General features: G+C 62.8%; 14 protein-coding genes. 6 read left to right on the forward strand and 8 right to left on the reverse strand.

Annotated elements, in window-relative coordinates; translation table 11 throughout:
- From ACHEXL_RS09775 to ACHEXL_RS09785, 3 genes are read right to left on the reverse strand one after another with little or no spacing between them, the layout of a single operon-like run.
- Complete coding sequence (locus ACHEXL_RS09775) at positions 1–366, reverse strand: Rieske (2Fe-2S) protein (RefSeq protein ID WP_416559152.1); 366 nt, start codon at positions 364–366, stop codon at positions 1–3.
- Positions 367–380: 14 nt separating this feature from the next.
- Positions 381–1,049: an HAD family hydrolase gene (locus ACHEXL_RS09780; protein ID WP_416559154.1), complete on the reverse strand. Its 669-nt coding sequence runs from the start codon at positions 1,047–1,049 to the stop codon at positions 381–383.
- A complete protein-coding gene (locus ACHEXL_RS09785) occupies positions 1,021–2,022 on the reverse strand; it encodes an RluA family pseudouridine synthase (RefSeq protein WP_416559156.1) in 1,002 nt (333 codons plus the stop codon). The genes ACHEXL_RS09780 and ACHEXL_RS09785 overlap by 29 nt, the downstream gene beginning before the upstream one ends.
- 595 nt (positions 2,023–2,617) lie before the next feature.
- On the opposite strand from ACHEXL_RS09785, the gene ACHEXL_RS09790 reads away from it, so the two are divergent.
- Positions 2,618–5,647: an Rne/Rng family ribonuclease gene (locus tag ACHEXL_RS09790; RefSeq protein ID WP_416559158.1), complete on the forward strand. Its 3,030-nt coding sequence runs from the start codon at positions 2,618–2,620 to the stop codon at positions 5,645–5,647.
- Between the two features lie 264 nt (positions 5,648–5,911).
- Here the strand turns inward: ACHEXL_RS09790 and ACHEXL_RS09795 are convergent, their stop codons facing one another.
- Genes ACHEXL_RS09795 through hemC form a run of 4 tightly spaced genes read right to left on the reverse strand, consistent with a single transcriptional unit; the run spans position 5,912 to position 9,992 of the window.
- Positions 5,912–7,207 carry a heme biosynthesis protein HemY gene (locus tag ACHEXL_RS09795; protein ID WP_416559160.1) on the reverse strand — a complete coding sequence of 432 codons (1,296 nt, stop codon included), beginning with the start codon at positions 7,205–7,207 and terminating at the stop codon, positions 5,912–5,914.
- 6 nt (positions 7,208–7,213) lie between these two features.
- Positions 7,214–8,239 carry a uroporphyrinogen-III C-methyltransferase gene (locus ACHEXL_RS09800; protein WP_416559161.1) on the reverse strand — a complete coding sequence of 342 codons (1,026 nt, stop codon included), beginning with the start codon at positions 8,237–8,239 and terminating at the stop codon, positions 7,214–7,216.
- The gene (locus tag ACHEXL_RS09805; RefSeq protein ID WP_416559163.1) at positions 8,236–9,060 is read right to left on the reverse strand and encodes a uroporphyrinogen-III synthase; all 825 of its coding nucleotides are present in this window, start codon (positions 9,058–9,060) and stop codon (positions 8,236–8,238) included. Before ACHEXL_RS09805 ends, ACHEXL_RS09800 begins: the two co-directional genes overlap by 4 nt.
- Before the next feature lie 14 nt (positions 9,061–9,074).
- Positions 9,075–9,992, reverse strand: a complete 918-nt coding sequence (hemC, locus tag ACHEXL_RS09810) for a hydroxymethylbilane synthase (protein ID WP_416559165.1) — start codon at positions 9,990–9,992, stop codon at positions 9,075–9,077.
- Positions 9,993–10,127: 135 nt separating this feature from the next.
- Here hemC and ppc point away from each other — a divergent pair, with 135 nt between their 5' ends.
- Both ppc and argH read left to right on the forward strand, forming a co-directional pair.
- The gene (gene ppc, locus ACHEXL_RS09815; RefSeq protein ID WP_416559167.1) at positions 10,128–12,980 is read left to right on the forward strand and encodes a phosphoenolpyruvate carboxylase; all 2,853 of its coding nucleotides are present in this window, start codon (positions 10,128–10,130) and stop codon (positions 12,978–12,980) included.
- 47 nt (positions 12,981–13,027) lie between these two features.
- On the forward strand, positions 13,028–14,476 hold the full coding sequence (gene argH, locus ACHEXL_RS09820) for an argininosuccinate lyase (protein WP_416559169.1): 1,449 nt from the start codon (positions 13,028–13,030) through the stop codon (positions 14,474–14,476).
- Positions 14,477–14,504: 28 nt separating this feature from the next.
- On the opposite strand, the gene ACHEXL_RS09825 is transcribed toward argH, so the two are convergent.
- On the reverse strand, positions 14,505–15,527 hold the full coding sequence (locus tag ACHEXL_RS09825) for a metal-dependent hydrolase (RefSeq protein WP_416559171.1): 1,023 nt from the start codon (positions 15,525–15,527) through the stop codon (positions 14,505–14,507).
- A 270-nt stretch (positions 15,528–15,797) separates the two neighbouring features.
- On the opposite strand from ACHEXL_RS09825, the gene ACHEXL_RS09830 reads away from it, so the two are divergent.
- The 3 genes from ACHEXL_RS09830 (at position 15,798) to ACHEXL_RS09840 (ending at position 18,509) form a co-directional block, all read left to right on the forward strand.
- A complete protein-coding gene (locus tag ACHEXL_RS09830; RefSeq protein ID WP_416559173.1) occupies positions 15,798–16,640 on the forward strand; it encodes a class I SAM-dependent methyltransferase in 843 nt (280 codons plus the stop codon).
- Between the two features lie 77 nt (positions 16,641–16,717).
- Entirely contained in the window at positions 16,718–17,227 is a 510-nt protein-coding gene (locus tag ACHEXL_RS09835) for a bacteriohemerythrin (protein WP_416559175.1), read from the forward strand.
- A 127-nt stretch (positions 17,228–17,354) separates the two neighbouring features.
- Positions 17,355–18,509, forward strand: a complete 1,155-nt coding sequence (locus ACHEXL_RS09840; RefSeq protein WP_416559177.1) for an alpha-hydroxy acid oxidase — start codon at positions 17,355–17,357, stop codon at positions 18,507–18,509.
- Positions 18,510–18,574: the final 65 nt, after the last annotated feature.

Consider the following 18,574-nt stretch of genomic DNA (forward strand, 5'->3'; position numbering starts at 1 on the left):
TCAAAATTCAAGGGGTTTCAAGTTGTAGGCAGTATGCCAGTGAACCACGCCGTCGCCCTCTGAAAGGTCTATTTTGACCAAGCCGCCACGGCAAGGGCCGCCCGAACAAGCGCCTGTATCCGGTTGGTAAGTGGCGCCGTGCGTGGCGCACATGAGCCACCGCCCTGTGTCGTCAAAAAAACGGTCGGGTTGGTAGTCCATTTCCATGGCCACATGGGTGCAGCGGTTCAGGTAGGCGTGCACTTGGCCCTGGTAACGAATGGCAAAAGCCCGGCAGGTCTGTCCGGCGTACACGATGTCAAAGGGCACTGCCCGTCCGCCGTTGACCAGATCGGCGCTGTTGCACAGAGGAATCATCTGCTCCATGGGGGCACCTCGTTTCAAGCGTGCTGCAGCAACCAGTCGTGCAATTCACGCACGCTGTGCGCCACATGGCGCGGCTTCAGCACATGAAAAGCCTCAGGCTCGTGGGCCCCGTAACTCACGCCCACGCTGGCGCAACCTGCATTCAGGGCCATCTGCAGGTCATGCGTGGTATCGCCAATCATCAAGGTGCGCTCGGGCTCTGCGCCAAATTCGCGCATCAACTCGTGCAGCATCAAGGGGTTGGGCTTGCCTGCGGTCTCATCGGCCGTGCGCGAACCATCGAACACACCGCGCAGCTCCACCGCCTGCAAAGCCTCGTTCAGGCCAGAACGGCTTTTGCCGGTGGCAACCGTCAGCCAGTGGTGCCGGGCTTTGAGGGCGTCGAGCAAATCCAGCACGCCCTCAAACAAGCTGATGTCGTTCTGGTGCTGCAGGTAATGGTGGCGGTAGCGCTCGCCCAGGGCCGGGTATTTGTCTTTCGGCACATCGGGCGCGGCGTGGGCCAGCGCGGGCAACAGCGACATGCCGATCACATACGATGCCGCCTCGCGCGTGGGCTCCTGCCCTCCCACATCCACCACCGCCCGCTGGATGCAGCGGGTGATGATGGCGGTGGAGTCAAACAAAGTGCCATCCCAATCGAAAGCGATCAGGTCAAACTGGCGGGGTCGGGCGTTGGGCATGGTCGACATACGCTTTCAATTCGGGGGGTAAATCGGCCTGCAGGGCGACACGCTCGGCGGTCGCCGGGTGGTTGAACTGCAGGCGCCAGGCATGCAAAAACATGCGTTTGAGGCCCGGGCTGGCGGACGGTTTCTGGAGTTGGCGATTCCACTCGAAATCGCCGTACTTGTCATCGCCCGCGATCGGATGCCCTTGCGAGGCCAGGTGCACGCGGATCTGATGGGTGCGCCCGGTCTTGATGGTGACCTCCAGCAAAGTGGCGCCAGGCAAGCGCTGCGCGATCTTGACCAAGGTAATCGAACGCATGCCGTCCGGGTCTTCAGGGGTGGTGACCCTGACCCTGCGCTCACCGTCGGGCAGCAAAAACTTGTGCAGCGGCTGGTCGATCACCTTGAGTTTGGCGGGCCAGTCCCCTTTGACCAGCGCCAAATAGGTCTTGCCCGTTTCACGCTCACGGAACTGGTCTTGCAGGTGCTTCAGGGCGCTGCGCTTTTTGGCCACCAGCAAAATCCCGCTGGTGTCGCGGTCCAGCCGATGCACCAATTCCAGCAACTTGGCCTCTGGGCGGGCTTGGCGCAGCTGCTCAATCACGCCAAAACTCACCCCCGAGCCGCCATGCACCGCTACCCCAGCTGGTTTGTCGATCGCCATCAGACTGTCGTCTTCCAAAAGCACCGGAAATTCACGCCCAGGTGCTGGGCGCTCGGTTTTTTCGGCGACTTTTTCAGAAATACGCACAGGCGGCAAACGCACCTCGTCGCCGTTTTCGACCCGGGTCTCGGCCGAAGCACGGCCTTTGTTGATGCGCACTTCGCCGCTGCGGATGATGCGGTAGACGTGGGTTTTGGGCACACCCTTCAAATGACGCATCAAAAAGTTGTCCAATCGCTGACCGGCCGACTCTTCGTCAACCAACAACCATTTGACGGCAGGCGTCGCAGCGGCAGTCTTGGACCCTATAATGTGATTCACTGGCAATTGGCTGTAAGTGGTTGATTCAAATGGAAATGAATTCCTGCAGAGCTGGAGTTTAGTCCACCACCACCGCGCCAAACCAGATGGTCGATGCCACCCTCGGCACGATTTGCAGACTGAAGGCCAACGCCAACAGTGGCCAATCGCCCCGGAGGTTGGGCCGACGCCCTGAAAACCCAGATACGGAATACCCCAAGCTCAGCAGCCCCTCAACGGCTGTTGAACGGATCAAAGCGAGATGGTTGTGTTGTTCGGAACTTTGCTGATGTGGTTGGAATGGCTCACGAAGCCATTCAGCGCAACCACGCCTGGTACCGGGCAATTTGTCTTGGACACCGGGGGAAGCCCCCGGCAGTGGACGAATCCTTGCACGCCTTTTTCCTCGCCCCATCCACGCGCCACGATCCCCATTCCTGTGCTCACGCACAGCTGAATGGCGGTCACCCTCGGCAATTCCCTTCGTTTCAGGCGTCAGCTCCGGCAACGGAGGCTTTGAGGTTCTCAGGAACCCAGAGCCAGTTGTGTAAACAGGTTTCAGACAGCAGGCAATTTTCTGCACTGGAGCCAACGCTGACAAGAGAAGGAACGCATCATGAAACGGATGCTGATCAATGCCACGCAAGCTGAAGAGCGCCGCCTGGCCATCGTCGATGGACAAAAACTCCTCGACTACGAAATCGAAATCGAAGGCCGCGAACAGCGCAAGGGCAATATCTACCAAGCGGTGGTGACCCGCGTCGAGCCCTCGCTTGAAGCCTGCTTTGTGGACTACGGCGAAGACCGCCACGGCTTTTTGCCCTTCAAGGAAATCTCGCGCCAATACTTTGCCGAAGGCGTGTCCGTCAGCCAAGCCCGCATCCAGGACGTCATCAAGGAGGGCCAATCCCTTTTGGTGCAGGTCGAAAAGGAAGAGCGCGGCAACAAAGGTGCGGCGCTCACCACCTTCGTCAGCCTGGCTGGCCGTTATGTGGTGCTCATGCCCAACAACCCCCGTGGTGGTGGCGTCAGCCGCCGCATCGAGGGCGACGACCGGGCCGAGCTCAAAGAAGCCATGGACCAGCTGGAATACCCCAAAGGCATGTCCATCATTGCCCGCACCGCAGGCATTGGTCGCTCCGCGCCCGAGCTGCAGTGGGACCTGAACTATTTGCTCAAGCTCTGGAGCGCCATCGATGGCGCCTCCAAAGGCGGCAAGGGTGCCTTCCTGATTTACCAGGAATCCTCACTGGTCATCCGCGCGATTCGTGACTACTTCAACAACGACATCGGCGATATCCTGATCGACACCGACGACATCTACGACCAGGCTCAGCAGTTCATGAGCCACGTGATGCCCGAATTCGCGCCGCGTGTGAAACGCTACCGCGACGACGCGCCGCTGTTCAGCCGTTTCCAGATCGAGCACCAGATCGAATCGGCCTATGCCCGCACGGTGCAACTGCCTTCTGGTGGCGCCATCGTGATCGACCACACCGAAGCTTTGGTGTCGGTCGACGTCAACTCCGCCCGCGCCATCAAGGGCGGCGACATCGAAGAAACCGCCACCCGCACCAACCTGGAAGCCGCCGACGAAGTGGCCCGCCAAATGCGTTTGCGCGACCTGGGTGGCCTGATCGTGATCGACTTCATCGACATGGAAGAGGCCAAGAACCGCCGCGAAGTGGAAAACCGCTTGCGCGACGCCCTGCGCCAGGACCGCGCCCGCGTGCAGTTCGGCACCATCAGCAAGTTCGGCCTCATGGAAATGAGCCGCCAGCGCTTGAAGCCCGCCCTGTCCGAAGGTGCGTCCATCCCCTGCCCACGTTGCGGCGGCGCGGGCCACATCCGCGATACCGAAAGCTCGGCACTGCAGATCCTGCGCATCATCCAGGAAGAGTCCATGAAGGACAACAGCGCCGCCGTGCACGCCCAAGTGCCCGTCGAAGTCGCGTCTTTCCTGCTCAACGAAAAACGTTCCGAAATCGCCAAGATCGAGCTGCAGCAACGCATCAACGTGCTGCTGGTGCCCAACAAGTCGCTGGAAACCCCGCACTACAAGCTGGAGCGCCTCAAGCACGACGATCCTCGCCTGGACCGCATCGAAGCCAGCTACAAGATGGCCGAAGAGATCGAAGATGCGACCACCGTCACGCGCCGTTCGCAAGAGCCCACCAACAAGCAAACGCCTGTCATCAAGGGCGTGTTGCCCGATGCACCTGCGCCGATTGCCCCGGTCAAGCCCGAAGCCCCGGTGGCTGCGGCCAAACCTGCACGCAAAGCCGCAGCAGTCCCCGTGGTCGCTCCAGCAGCCTCCGGCGGTTTCTTTGGCTGGTTGAAAAACCTGTTCGGTGGCAGCGCCCCTGAAGCAGCCCTCGCAACTGTGGGCAAGAAAGACGAAAAAGCACGCGAAGGCCGCAACGGCGAGCGCCGCACTGAAGGCCGCGAAGGTGGCCGCGATGGCGAACGACGTGAAGGCGGCCGTGACGGCCGCCGTGGTGGACGCGATGGCCGCCGTGGCGAGCGCAGCGAAAACGCCACAGGCGAAGTCCGCGCACCCCGCGAAGGCGGTCGTCGTGGTGAAGGCCGCGGCGAGGCACGTGCCGAAGGTCGCAACGAATTGCGTGAAGGCGAAGCCCGCCCCGCACGCGGCGAACGCGCTGAGCGGGGTGAGCGCGCAGAACGTCCTGTAGGCGAGCGCGCACCACGCGAAGGCCGCCGCGACGGGCGTGGCGAGAACCGCAACGAAGGCCGCAGCGAGGCACAGCCTGAGCTGAACGCCGATGGCAGCGAAGTGCGCAGCGAGCGCGCCCCCCGAGGCGAAGGCCGTGGTGAGGGACGCCGCGAACGTGGCGAGCGCAACGGTGAAGGCCGTCGTGAGCGCGGCGAACGCGGTGGTGAACGCCGCCCAGCAGACGCTGCAGCCAGCGATGCCCAGGCCCCTGAGACCGACGTGATCACCCCTGAAGGGCAAGAAGCCAACGCGACGCAAGAAGGCGGTGCACCGTCTGAGAACAACGGCGAACGCCGTGAACGCCGCTCGCGTGACCGCTACGGTCGTGACCGCCGTGAACGTGCTGGCGAACCCCGCCAGGACAACCTGGGCGAAGAAGCTCAAAGCAAGCTGAACGCCGACTCGGCTGCCGCACCCAGCTCAGAAGCCACGGCTGAAGACCGGCCAGCGCCACGCTCGTACTTTGAACGTGCGCAGCAAGCCGCCGCAGCGCCCGTTGCTGCCGCAGCCGAAGCCCCGGCCGCCAGCACCGAAGCGCCTGCAGCCCCTGTGGTCACAGCTTCGGCTGTGTCTGCTCCGGTTGAGGCCCCTGCCCCCGCAGCCGACCCTGTGGTTGTCACGCCACCCGCAGCACCCGCTGCAGCGCCCCAAGCGGCTGCACGCACGGGTCTGCCTTCCGCGGCGAACTACACCCTGGCAATCGACAGCTTGCAACAAGTGGCGCAAAGCTCTGGCCTGATTTGGGTGAACTCTGACGCCGCCAAAGTGGCCGCTGTCCAGGCCGCCATTGCCGCTGAACCCCAACCGGTTCGCGTACCACGCGAGCGTCCGCCTGCTGTGGTGCTGGACGAGGGCCCGCTGGTGTTGGTGGAAACACGCAAAGACCTGAAAGACATGAACCTGCCTTTCTGATCGGCCAGCCGATCCACGGGTCAAAAACCGGGCGAGTCGCCCGGTTTTTTTTCGTCAGAAGCAAAGCGGGGTTCGGCTTCGCAGGCATGGCACTGAAGTGGTCAAAAAGCGGTCTGCACCGACAGAGGACGTCTATGAACCTTCAGTTCATGACTTTGGCATCCATGAAGACCTGGTCAAACGGGGTATGACGAAACGAGAAATCAATTGTGGAAAAGCACTCAAGCCCAGTGAGCTAGAGTCTGGCCACCCGGGAACGGTCGCTCAGGACTGCACCACCAAGGCTGCTTGCTTCCAGGCGGCCATGGCCGCTGCAGGCTCTTGCCGCTGCTCGGCCAATTCGGCCAACGCGCACCAAGCTTTGCGCTTGAGTACAGGCGACTGCAAACCCTTGACAGCTTGCGACAACAGGCCTTGGGCTTTGCCCCACAGCTGGTGACGCAAGCACAGCATGCCGGCCAGGTACTGCCAACGCGCATCCTGGGGATAGGCCTGCTGAGCCGCCTCCACGCGGGCCAGCCATTGACGGGCTTCGCTGGTTTGCGCATCGGCCAATGCCGCGTCCAGGGCTTGCACCATTCGCGCCAATTGATCGGGTGCCCAGCCCGATGAAGGCGACTGCAAGGGCCCCCACACTGGTTGTAACCACTGACGCGCCGCCACCATTGAACCGCCCACAGCCAGGAGCCGCAAAGCAGCCTCAGCGGCCAAGTCTGGCATTTCACGCTGGGCAGCGCTCAAACCTGTCCACAAACGCTGTACGCCATCGGCGTCGTGCGTGTGCGACAGCCACTCCAGAATCAAACTGCGCACCAGACTGTTGGCGGTAGCTGGGGTGAAGGCCCGGTGTTTGGCCAGCAAAAGTGCCGTGTCCAGCGCCTGCGCAGGTTGCCCGGCCAGGCGGGCAGCCTTGAGCTGCAGCCGCATGGCCACCATACGGCGGGCTGTTGCAGGGGGCAAGGACTGTAAAAGTTCCAAACTGCCAGCAGCATCGCGGTCATCAAGTAGCCAGCGAGCGGCACGAAGTTGGGTGCCTTCGGTCAAAGTCTGACGCTCGGCAGACGGTCCGCCTTGCGCAGTGTCCAGTGCCGATTGCACATGGTTTTGACGCAGATCGCGATCCTGCAAGGCGTGGGCCGACTCGGCCACCATGATGTGCGCCACAGTGCGCAAAGAAACCGCATGGTCCAGCTCCAGTCCCGAATCGCGCAGCAGCGCTTCTTTTTCCAGCGCCAATTGCGCGGCTTTGCGAGCCCGCAAAAAACGCCCGGCCATGAACTGGCTGATGGACTCCAGCAGGGCGGCATGGGCAGCCCGTTCTTTTTGCTGCATGCGCCAGCGTCTGGCTTGCTGAGGCAAAGACAACAAGGCCGACAAAGCCTGTTGGGCCAGCACCACCACCAGCACGACCAAGCCCAAAACCAACAAAACCAGATTGAGCGACAAATCAATCCGGTACGGCGTCAAGAACAAGGTCACAGTGCCCTGGTTGTTGCCTGCCAGCCATGCCGCAGCCGCAGCCAAAGCGAACAAGCTGATGAGCCAAAGTGCTGCACGCATGTGGGCTTACCTTCCAGCCGCCGCGGTGGCCAGGGCCGTCAAGGAGCCCTCCAGGCGTGGCGTTTCACTGGCTTTCAGCTGCACAGCGGATTGATCGAGCAACTGCAGCATCTGGGTGGTCTTACGAGAAGACCCATCGGCATAGCGGCGCACAATCACCGCCGCAGAGGCCAGGTCGGCGCGTGCCGCGTCTTTTTGCCGTGCGAGCAAACCCAAGCGGGCGTTGAGCAGTTTCAGCTTGAGGTTTTCACGCAGGAAAAACCCCTGCTCGGGAGTCAGCAAGGCGGCCTCGGGTGACTCGATGCGGCTGACCCGCACCAAGCCCTTGAGCTGGTCCGCAAACTGGTTCAGGCCCGCCATCCACCAAGAAGGGGCCGGGCTCTGCCCTGGGGTCAAAGATCGGTTCATGGCCGCTGCCGGCAACTCCTGGTTGGCCAGCGTCAAACCGTCGACCAACGCCACGCCTTCGTCCAGCTTGATCAACAATCCTGGCAAATCGAAGGTCTGCACCGTGCTCAAACGCTCCAGATCTTTTTCAAGCGCCCGCAGCACCGGGGCCAGGCGCGGCTGAGCGGCCCGCTGCACGCGCGTCTGCGCCGATTTGAGGGCAGCGATCAACGGTTCGGCACTGCCCGTCAGTTGGGCCTGTTGCTGGGCCATGCGCAACGCCGCCTCAATGTCCACCACCAGGTTTTCGTCACGCGAACGGGACAGGCTTTGCATCAACTCTTCCAGCTGGCCCCGCTGCAAAGCCACCTCGCCCAGACGGGCCTCGACCAAGGCCAAGCGGGCGGCACTGTCCTTCACCGTTTCTTGCGCCTGCTTGGCCCAGGCTTTGGCTTCCAGAGATTGCTGGCCCGCATCGGCACTTTGGCGCGCCAGTTGTTCCTGAATGCGTGCCAACTTCTGCCACAGCAAGACAGACACCAGCAAAGCCAGACCCGCCAGCGCCACAGACAGCCAACGCAGCCAGGCGCGCGGCCCAGACGTGGGTTGGGCAGAAATGGCGTCGGTATCAGGCGTGGAAGTCATGCCAGCGATTTTATAGACTCGGCCTGCGCATCCACAGCCGCAGGCACCAGATCCACCCGCCCCCAGCCCGCCTGTCGCAAGCGCTGGGCAATGCGCGGGTGCGTGGCCAAGGCCCGCGCCTGCGCCAAAGGCAAGTCAGGACAGGCCTGCGCGAGGTGTTGCGCCGCCTCGGAACTGCTGAACAGCCACGCGCTGCCGTCGCGCACAGCCTGGCGGGCACGGATTTGCTGGGCAGGTGTCAACGCAGGGGCCTGGCGTACATAGGCCACGGCTTGCAACACCTGCAGGCCCGCGCTTTCGAGCTGCAGCGCCAGCCAATCGCGCCCCGCGAGCTGTCCTTGGGCATCCGCGCCGCGCACGATCAGCACCGAGGGCTTGGACGGGGAAGCCGCCACTGCCGCCTGCACCCACTGCGCCACCAAAGCCCACAAAGCTTCCGAATCGAACTGAGGCGCGTCCTCTTCGGGTGAATCAATCAACCCCTCAGGCCAGCCTGCCGCGAGCAATGCAGCCCGGGTGCCTGGGCCGGTCGACCAGGCGCGGCAGCTGGGCATCGGCAGGCCCGCAGGCCGGGCCGCCATGAAAAAACGCACCGCATTGGCGCTGACAAACATCACCGCCAAATGGCCAGGCACCGCCTGCCAGGCCGACTCTAGTGCCGAAGGCTCGGGCAAGGCCGCGATCTCGATCAGAGGAAACGTCTCGCAAGGCACACCCCGCGCCTGCAAGGCGTCGGCCCAAGTCTGGGCCTCACGCGCAGGACGCGTCACGATCACCCGCCAAGGGGATGCAGCAGCAGAAGTGGCAGATGCCAGCGCCATGTCAGCGCCAAACCTCAATGCGCTCCGCCGTCGCGCAAGGCCTGCGCCACACTCAGGCCCAGCGCTTCTGCGGCTTGCAAGCCTTCGGTGCTGGCCTGCGCATCGGCCGTGACCAGGGTGGTCACGCCTTCCGGGTCGCCCCAGGCCGCTTGCAACTTAAGCACACCCGCCTCGATGGTGGCGTGTGCGGCCAAAGGCATGGAGCAGCTGCCGCCCATGGCACGGCTCACCGCCCGCTCGGCCGCCACCCGGCGCCACGATGGCGCATCGGCCAAGGGGGCCAACAGGGCACGCAAATCGGCCCGGTCGCTGCGGATTTCGATGCCCAAAGCGCCCTGCCCTGCGGCCGGCAACATTTGGTCGGTTTCAAAAATGTGACGAATCCGCTCGGACAAGCCCAGACGCTTGAGGCCCGCTGCCGCCAGCACGATGCCAGCGTACTGGCCTTCGTCGAGTTTGCGCAGGCGCGTGTCCAGGTTGCCGCGCAGAGGCTCGATCTTCAAATCGGGGCGCAAGGCGCGCAGCAACACGGTGCGGCGCAGGCTCGATGTGCCGACCACCGCGCCTTGCGGCAAGTCTTCCAGACGGGCGTATTGCGGCGAGACCCAGGCGTCACGCGGGTCTTCGCGCTCCATCACGCAGGCCAGCTCAAAGCCCTCGGGCATGTCCATGGGTACATCCTTGAGCGAATGCACCGCGATGTCGGCATGGCCCTCTTGCAAGGCCACTTCGAGCTCCTTGACGAACAGGCCTTTGCCGCCCACTTTGGACAGGCTGCGGTCCAGAATCTGGTCGCCCTGGGTGGTCATGCCCAGCAGCCGAACCTCGCAACCACGGGCCTCGAGCAGGGACTTGACATGTTCGGCCTGCCACAGAGCCAGGCGGCTTTCTCGGGTGGCGATGACGATGGCGGGCTGGTGGGTCTCGGTCACGACGGGCTTTCTGAAAAATTTTTGATCCCATCAAAATGAAATCAATATGTCATTTTGTCTCTCCGGGCGATGCTAGCATGATGTCAAGGGAAATTGACACCCCCGCACAACCCCCTCCAGATCCCCGAGCACACGATGAAACAGGCCGCACCAGACAACGCCTTGCCCCCCAAAGCCGCTCCAAGCAGCACCCCCCGGGAAAAACGCGACAGCGAACGCCCCCTGGTCGAAGACATCCGCCTGCTGGGCCGCATCCTGGGCGACGTGATCCGTGTGCAGGAAGGCGCCGAGGCTTACGAGCTGGTCGAACAGATCCGTAAACTCTCGGTGGCCTTCCGGCGCGACGCCGACCACGAAGCCGACAAGGCCCTGAAAAAACTGCTCAAAAGCCTGCCGGGTGATCGCGCCGTGAGCGTGATCCGTGCCTTCACCTATTTCTCGCATCTGGCCAATCTGGCCGAAGACCGCCACCACATTCGCCGCCGCGCCATCCACGAGCGGGCGGGCCACACGCAAGAAGGCAGCATCGATGTGGCGCTGCAGCGCCTGCGCTGGGCGGGCATCACGCCGCGCAGCATCTCCGACATGCTGGCCACCAGCTATGTCTCGCCCGTGCTCACCGCCCACCCGACCGAAGTGCAGCGCCAAAGCATTCTGGACGCCGAGCGCGACATCGCTCACCTGCTGACCGAGCGCGACGCCATCAAGGCCCGTGCCGCCGCCGTGAATGCCGCCAAAGACGCGCTCAGCCCCAAAGAGCTGGCCGCCAACGAGCTGCAAATCCGCGCCCGGGTGATGCAGCTGTGGCAAACCCGCCTGCTGCGCTTCACCAAACTGACCGTGGCCGACGAGATCGAAAACGCGCTGAGCTACTACGAAGCCACTTTCCTGCGCGAGATCCCCAAGCTCTATGCCGAACTCGAACACGCCCTGCCCGGCCAGCCGATTGCCAGCTTTTTGCGCATGGGCCAGTGGATTGGCGGTGACCGTGACGGCAACCCCAACGTGACCGCCCAGACGCTGGAGCACGCCCTGACCCGCCAATGCGACGTGGCCCTGCGCCACTACCTGACCGAGGTGCATTACCTGGGCAGCGAGTTGTCGCTGTCGGCCATGCTGGTGCCCTTTGGCCCCGAGATGCTGGCGCTGGCCGCGCAGTCACCTGATACCAATGAGCATCGGCAGGACGAGCCCTACCGCCGCGCCCTCACGGGCATATACGCCCGGCTGGCGGCCACACTCAAGAACCTGACCGGTGGCGACGCCGCCCGCCACGCGGTGGCCCCACAAAACCCCTATGCCAGCGCCGAAGCGTTTCTGGCCGACCTGCGGGTGATCGAGGCGTCGCTGTGCAGCCACCACGCCGAAGCCCTGGCCGCCCAGCGTCTGCACCCGCTGATCCGCGCCGTCGAGGTGTTTGGCTTCCATCTGGCCACGGTGGACTTGCGCCAAAGCTCGGACCAGCACGAAGCCGTGGTGGCCGAGCTGCTGACGGCTGCCCGCATCGAGAAAAACTACCGCCAGCTCGACGAACACGCCAAACAAGCGCTGCTCCTGGGCTTGTTGAACGACGCCCGCCCACTGCGTGTGCCGGGGGCCGACTACAGCGCCCACACCGTGTCCGAGCTGGCCATCTTCGAGACCGCGCAACGCATGCTGCGCAGCTTCGGTCGGCAATCGATTCGCCACTACATCATCAGCCACACCGAAAGCGTGAGCGACCTGCTGGAAGTGCTGCTGCTGCAAAAAGAAGTGGGTCTGCTGCGCGGCACGCTGGACGCGCAAGCGCACAACGACCTGATCGTGGTGCCCCTGTTTGAAACCATCGAAGACCTGCGCAACGCCGCGCCCATCATGCGCGACTTCTACGCCCTGCCCGGCGTGGCCGCGCTGGTCGCACGCTCGGGCGGCGAGCAGGACATCATGCTGGGCTACTCCGACAGCAACAAGGACGGCGGCATCTTCACCAGCAATTGGGAGCTGTACCGCGCCGAGATCGCGCTGGTCGAGCTGTTTGACAAGCTGCAAGGCAGCCATGGCATCACCCTGCGCATGTTCCACGGCCGGGGCGGCACCGTGGGCCGGGGCGGCGGCCCGAGCTACCAGGCCATCCTGGCCCAACCGCCGGGCACCGTGCGCGGGCAAATCCGCCTGACCGAACAAGGCGAAGTGATTGGCTCTAAATACGCCAACCCCGAGATCGGCCGCCGCAACCTCGAAACCCTGGTCGCCGCCACGTTGGAAGCCACGCTGCTGCAACCGACCAAACCCGCCACGCGGGCGTTTCTGGATGCGGCGGCCGAGCTCTCCAAGGCCAGCATGGGTGCTTACCGCGCGCTGGTCTACGACACCCCCGGCTTCACCGACTACTTTTTTGGGGCCACCCCGCTCAAGGAACTGACCCAGCTGAACATCGGCTCGCGCCCCGCCTCGCGCAAGGCGCTGGAAAAGATTGAGGACCTGCGCGCCATCCCCTGGGGCTTCAGCTGGGGCCAATGCCGCCTGACTTTGCCCGGCTGGTTGGGCTTTGGCTCGGCGGTGGCCGCTTTTTTGGACAAGCCCGACGCCGCCGAGCGCAAAGCCGCGCTGGCCCTGCTGCAAAAGATGTACCGCCAGTGGCCGTTTTTCCGCACCCTGCTGTCCAACATGGACATGGTGCTGGCCAAGAGCGATTTGGCCCTGGCCTCGCGCTACGCCGAACTGGTGGGCGACGCCCGCCTGCGCAAAAAAATCTTCACCGCCATCGAAGCCGAATGGCACCGCACGGTCGATGCGCTCACGCAAATCACGGGCGAGAAAAACCGCCTGGCCAGCAACCCGGCACTTGACCGGTCCATCCGCCACCGCTTCCCCTACATCGACCCGCTGCACCACCTGCAAGTGGAGCTGATCCGCCGCTATCGGGAGGGCAAGGCCGACGAGCGCGTTCAGCGCGGCATCCACATCTCGATCAACGGGATTGCGGCGGGGCTGCGGAATACCGGTTAAGGGACAGGTTTCGGGCGACCATTGGCCGCCCGATAAAATCCGGGGCTATGACAAACCAACTCGACACAAAATCCCAAGCCTGGTCCGCGCTCTTTTCTGAACCCATGAGCGAGTTGGTCAAGCGCTACACCGCCAGCGTGTTCTTTGACAAGCGCCTGTGGCAAGCCGACATCCAAGGCTCACTGGCCCACGCCGAGATGCTGGCCGCGCAAAACATCATTGGCGCCAGCGACCTGGCCGACATCCAGCGCGGCATGGCGCAGATCACACAAGAGATCGAGTCTGGTGCTTTTGAATGGAAGCTGGACCTGGAAGACGTGCACCTCAACATCGAAGCGCGCCTGACCCAGCTGGTGGGCGACGCCGGCAAGCGCCTGCACACCGGCCGCAGCCGCAATGACCAAGTGGCCACCGACGTGCGCCTGTGGTTGCGCAGCGAGATGGATTTGATCATCGACCTGCTGGTAGACCTGCAAAAGTCGCTGGTCGATGTGGCCGAGCAAAACGTCGAAGTCATCCTGCCCGGCTTCACCCACCTGCAGGTGGCCCAGCCCGTGAGCTTTGCGCACCACCTGCTGGCCTATGTGGAAATGTTTGCCCGCGACGCTGAGCGCATGAGCGACGTGCGCCGCCGCACCAACCGCCTGCCCTTGGGCAGCGCCGCCTTGGCGGGCACCACCTACCCGCTGGACCGCGAACGAGTGGCCCGCACCCTGGGCATGGTCGATGAAGCCGGCCATCCACAGGTCAGCCAAAACAGCCTGGACGGCGTGAGCGACCGCGACTTTGCGATCGAGTTCACCGCCGCTGCCAGCCTGTGCATGGTGCACATCAGCCGCTTCTCGGAAGAGTTGATTTTGTGGATGAGCCAGAACTTTGGCTTTGTGCGCATTGCCGACCGTTTCACCACCGGATCGTCCATCATGCCGCAGAAGAAAAACCCCGACGTGCCCGAACTCGCACGCGGCAAGACCGGCCGCGTGGTCGGCCACCTGATGGGTCTGATCACCCTGATGAAAGGCCAGCCCCTGGCCTACAACAAGGACAACCAGGAAGACAAGGAGCCGCTGTTCGACACGGTAGACACCCTCAAAGACACGCTGCGCATCTTCTGCGAGATGGTGGGCGGCCAGGTCAACCCCGCCACGGGCGTCAAAGAAGGTGGCATCACCGTCAACGCCGAGGCCATGGAAGCGGCGGTGAAAAAAGGCTACGCCACGGCCACCGACTTGGCCGACTATTTGGTAAAAAAAGGCTTGCCCTTCCGCGACGCGCACGAAGTCGTGGCCCACGCGGTCAAGACCGCACAAGGCCTGGGTGTGGACTTGTCCGAGTTGCCACTTGAAACCCTGCAAAAGTTCGACAAGCGCATCGAAGCCGATGTGTTTGGACCGCTCAGCCTGCAAGGCTCGCTGAACGCCCGCAACACCCTGGGCGGCACAGCGCCCGCGCAAGTGCGTTTGCAGATCGCACGGCACCGCGCTCGCCTGGTCTGAACCACCAGCCGCTGCACGTCAGCGTGCATCAGCCGCCTGCCGACCCAGGGGGCGGCACATCCCGCCCCGACATGCGCTGCCCCAGCCATTGCAAGCCCTCGCCCACGTTCATGCGGCGGCTGCGTTGCTCGGCCACCGGGTGGGTTTGGCCCGCTTGCAGGGGTGGACCGATGTCAAAAGAAAACACATAGTCCGGCTCCTGGCCCATGCGCAGGTCGGTGACGACCAAGCGTGCACCCTCTTGCCGCACTTTGAAAAACCCGTCGGTGAAGCGGGCCAAACGCTGCAGCTGCGGGTGGTCCGCGTGTTGGGCGGCCAAGGCGCCGCCACGCGCGTGCGCTACAAAGCGAATGGGTCGACCGCCATCCATGAGCGCGTAAAAGCCTTCGTGCAAGCGCTCACCATCGAGGGCCACCACACGCCACACCAAAGTGCTCAAGGGTGCGGGCGTGACCAGCAACTGTTGGCTGGGCAGGCCTTGCGCTTCCAGAGATTGGCGGGCGTGTTGCGTCACACCCCATTGCGCCAGCGCACTCCAGGCCAGGTAAGCGGTGCTGAAGACCAAGGCCCAGCCGTTGATGGCCAAAGCCCGGCCCACGGTTTTGATGCGCAACGCCGCCACCACGCCCGCCAGCAAGGGCAGCGAATACACCGGGTCGATGATGAACATGCTGCCCAGGCCATAGGCTTCGTCGGTGAAGGGCTGAAACACCTGGGTGCCGTAAATCGTCATCAGATCCAGCAAGGGGTGCGTGACGAGGGCCAGCATGAGCGCCCACCACCAACGGCCATAGAGCTGCGGTTGACGGTGGATGCGGCTCACCCCCCAGGCCATGGGAAATGCAAAGAGGGTCAGCAGCAGCAAGGCGTGCGTCTCGGCGCGGTGTCGGATCATGTTCAGGATCGGATCACCATGGTCCAGCAGCACATCCAGATCGGGCAGGAGGCCCGCTACACCGCCCCACAGGGCCGACTTCCACAGCGCGGTGCGCCGCCCCATGACGGCCACGCCGATCGAGGCGCCCAAAAGAACTTGTGTAGCGGAATCCATGACGTTTGAGAGGCAGTTGAATACGGCGGTTTGAACCACCAGACCGGGTTGCAGACGCGCCCTTGATGCACATCAACAGCTTAGCGAGTTTTGCATGCCCTCTGGCATGGCAGGCCGTTTGAGGCCAGCACCAGGCCAACGCCCGGTGTGACCGCCCGCTGGGGCTTCATCCGGTGTACACCGACTCTTAAGACAGCGGCGTTTGATGCACATCAGATCCAGTCGTGCGCCTCACTTTTAAAAAGGAAAGTTACTCGGAAGGAGACCGCCATGCAGCCCCCCACAGAATCCAACGACATCGTAAAGTTGGATGCCGTGTCCACAACCTTGCTCATACCACTGGTGGCGCGAGCATGCGCTGGTTCGATGTACCCATGGCTGGATCCTGATGACACACAGGCCCAGCATGTGTTGAAAAAATTAGGCCATGACCTCGACCCTTTGCTGCAAGACCGGTCCGCCATGCTCAGTGTGCTGTGGCGGACCCAATTGCTCAAGCGTCTAGGAGAATCATTTTTCGAACACCACCCCGACTCGCAAGGCATCAACCTGGGGGCCGGTTTGTCGGATTATTTTCAATGGTTCAACAACGGTCACAACCGCTGGCTGGATGTGGATCTAGAGGGGGTGGTGTCGCTTCGGCATTTGTTGCTGCCAGCACATTCAACGACAGCCCATGACTGCTGCGTAGACCTGACGCAACCAGGCTGGTGGCAAGCCTTGGGGCTGAGCGAACGCGCATCGCGCCAACCTTTGCTGCTCATGTGTGAAGGCGTGTTGATGTACCTGACGCCCACACAAGTCAAAGCGGTTTTACAAGAGATCGGCAACAACGCGCCCGAAGGCTCGCAGCTGGTCTGCGACTTCATGACGCCCCTGGCTATTGGCCGCACCAACACCTTGCCCAGCGTGTCAGGCACAGGAGCAGAGTTTCGCTGGGGCGCTCACAACGCCATGGAAGTGGCGCACCTGCATCCCCGCATGGAAGTGATCGCCCAACACACTGTGGCCGAGCTCTATGGTTGGGCATTTTGTTGGGCCGAAATGTGCATGGCCCCCTGGACTGGTGGCCCCCTTTATGGGGTGGCGCATCTTCAAATCACCGAGCCGTGAAGCCAGCCCACCCGTCGCAACATGGGACAAACGGATAACGCCATAATGTGGCAACCCCATCTTTTGTTGTTTCTGCCATGTCCGCCACCGCTCATTCAGCCGCCCCGTCTGCCCCGTCCAGCATGGCCTGGACCGATTCGCTCCATACGGGTGACAGCCGAATGGACGAAACGCACCAGGAATTTGTGGACATGATCAATCAGATTCTGGCTGCGCCCGAAGACGAACAACTGCCCGTTTACAAGGCATTTCTGGACCACACGGTCGAGCATTTCGCGCAGGAAGAGCGCTGGATGCTGGCCACCGGATTCTCGGCCGACAATTGCCACGCTGAGCACCACGCCACCATTTTGGAAACCATGCGCGTGGTCGAAGCCCACTACCTGGACAGCGACAAAACCATCATCACGCGCATGGCCGAAGCTCTGGCCGAATGGTTTCCAGGCCACGCCAACAGCATGGACGCTGGACTGGCGGCACACCTCAAATCAGTGGGTTTTGACAGCGTGACCGAAACCCTGGCCGATCCCTCGGCCATCAAAAACGTGACGATGTCGGGCTGCGGCAGCGTCAGCTGCAGCAGTTAAGCCACCCTAAGGCGGCCGCTCCAAGAAATTTCAAAGCAGCTGTCCCAAGTTTCACAGCCCGAATGCCGCCTGGCGGCTAGGATGTCCGTTGAATTTTCAAACTGACACCCCATTCGGAGACTGCCTCATGCCCGTGATCACCAACATCGAAGACCTGCGCGTTTTGGCCGAAAAGCGCGTGCCGCGCATGTTTTATGACTACGCCGACAGCGGCTCCTGGACCGAGGGCACTTACCGCGCCAACGAAAGCGACTTCCACAAGATCAAGCTGCGCCAGCGCGTGGCCGTGAACATGGAAAATCGCACCACGGCCACCCAAATGGTCGGCATCGACACCAAAATGCCCGTGTGCATCGCCCCTGTGGGCCTGACCGGCATGCAGCATGCCGACGGCGAAATGCACGCCGCCATGGCGGCCAAGAAGTTCGGCATTCCCTTCACGCTGTCGACCATGAGCATCTGCTCGATTGAAGACATCGCCGCCCACACCCAAGCACCGTTTTGGTTTCAGCTTTACATGATGCGCGACCGCGAGGCCATGGCCCGCATGATCGACCGCTGCAAAGCTGCCAAGGTGAGCGCCATGGTGCTCACCCTCGACTTGCAGGTGATTGGCCAGCGCCACAAAGACCTGAAAAACGGGCTGACTGCGCCCCCCCGCCCGACGATTGCCAACATCATCAACCTGATGACCAAGCCGCGCTGGTGCCTGGGCATGGCTGGGACCAAACGCCACACCTTTGGCAACCTGGTCGGCCATGTGAAAGCCGTGACCAACATGAAGTCGCTGGCCTCGTGGACCAACGAGCAGTTTGATCCCACGCTCAACTGGGACGACATCGCCTGGGTCAAGAAGCAATGGGGCGGCAAGCTGATCTTGAAGGGCATCATGGACGTGGAAGACGCCAAGCTGGCCGTGGCCAGCGGCGCTGATGCGATTGTGGTGAGCAACCACGGCGGCCGCCAGCTCGACGGCGCACCCAGCAGCATCGAAGCCTTGCCCGCCATCGTGGCGGCCGTAGGTGACCAAATCGAAGTCTGGATGGACGGCGGCATCCGCAGCGGCCAAGACGTTTTGAAAGCCTGGGCGCTGGGCGCCAAGGGCGTGATGATTGGCCGCGCCATGGTCTATGGCCTGGGCGCCATGGGCGAAGAAGGCGTGACCAAGGCTCTGCAAATCATCCACAAAGAGCTGGACGTGACCATGGCCTTTTGCGGCCACACCAACATTCAGAACGTGGACCAAAATATCCTGTTACCCGGCACATTTCCAAAGGCATAAAAGCAGCGCTTGGGCCTCTCGCTGCGCGTGAGAGGCCTGCGGCTGGCGCTATGCTTCAAGGGTGA

The organism is Limnohabitans sp. YIMB22184, from assembly GCF_048020265.1.
Taxonomy (GTDB): Bacteria; Pseudomonadota; Gammaproteobacteria; order Burkholderiales; family Burkholderiaceae_C; genus Limnohabitans_A.

What these genes read in the sequence shown, in the direction of transcription:
- ACHEXL_RS09775 (WP_416559152.1), bottom strand. Translation starts at nt 366, where the DNA reads ATGGAGCAGATGATTCCTCTGTGCAACAGCGCCGATCTGGTCAACGGC.
- ACHEXL_RS09780 (WP_416559154.1), bottom strand. Translation starts at nt 1,049, where the DNA reads ATGCCCAACGCCCGACCCCGCCAGTTTGACCTGATCGCTTTCGATTGG.
- ACHEXL_RS09790 (WP_416559158.1), top strand. Translation starts at nt 2,618, where the DNA reads ATGAAACGGATGCTGATCAATGCCACGCAAGCTGAAGAGCGCCGCCTG.
- ACHEXL_RS09795 (WP_416559160.1), bottom strand. Translation starts at nt 7,207, where the DNA reads ATGCGTGCAGCACTTTGGCTCATCAGCTTGTTCGCTTTGGCTGCGGCT.
- ACHEXL_RS09800 (WP_416559161.1), bottom strand. Translation starts at nt 8,239, where the DNA reads ATGACTTCCACGCCTGATACCGACGCCATTTCTGCCCAACCCACGTCT.
- ACHEXL_RS09805 (WP_416559163.1), bottom strand. Translation starts at nt 9,060, where the DNA reads ATGGCGCTGGCATCTGCCACTTCTGCTGCTGCATCCCCTTGGCGGGTG.
- ppc (WP_416559167.1), top strand. Translation starts at nt 10,128, where the DNA reads ATGAAACAGGCCGCACCAGACAACGCCTTGCCCCCCAAAGCCGCTCCA.
- argH (WP_416559169.1), top strand. Translation starts at nt 13,028, where the DNA reads ATGACAAACCAACTCGACACAAAATCCCAAGCCTGGTCCGCGCTCTTT.
- ACHEXL_RS09825 (WP_416559171.1), bottom strand. Translation starts at nt 15,527, where the DNA reads ATGGATTCCGCTACACAAGTTCTTTTGGGCGCCTCGATCGGCGTGGCC.
- ACHEXL_RS09830 (WP_416559173.1), top strand. Translation starts at nt 15,798, where the DNA reads ATGCAGCCCCCCACAGAATCCAACGACATCGTAAAGTTGGATGCCGTG.
- ACHEXL_RS09835 (WP_416559175.1), top strand. Translation starts at nt 16,718, where the DNA reads ATGTCCGCCACCGCTCATTCAGCCGCCCCGTCTGCCCCGTCCAGCATG.
- ACHEXL_RS09840 (WP_416559177.1), top strand. Translation starts at nt 17,355, where the DNA reads ATGCCCGTGATCACCAACATCGAAGACCTGCGCGTTTTGGCCGAAAAG.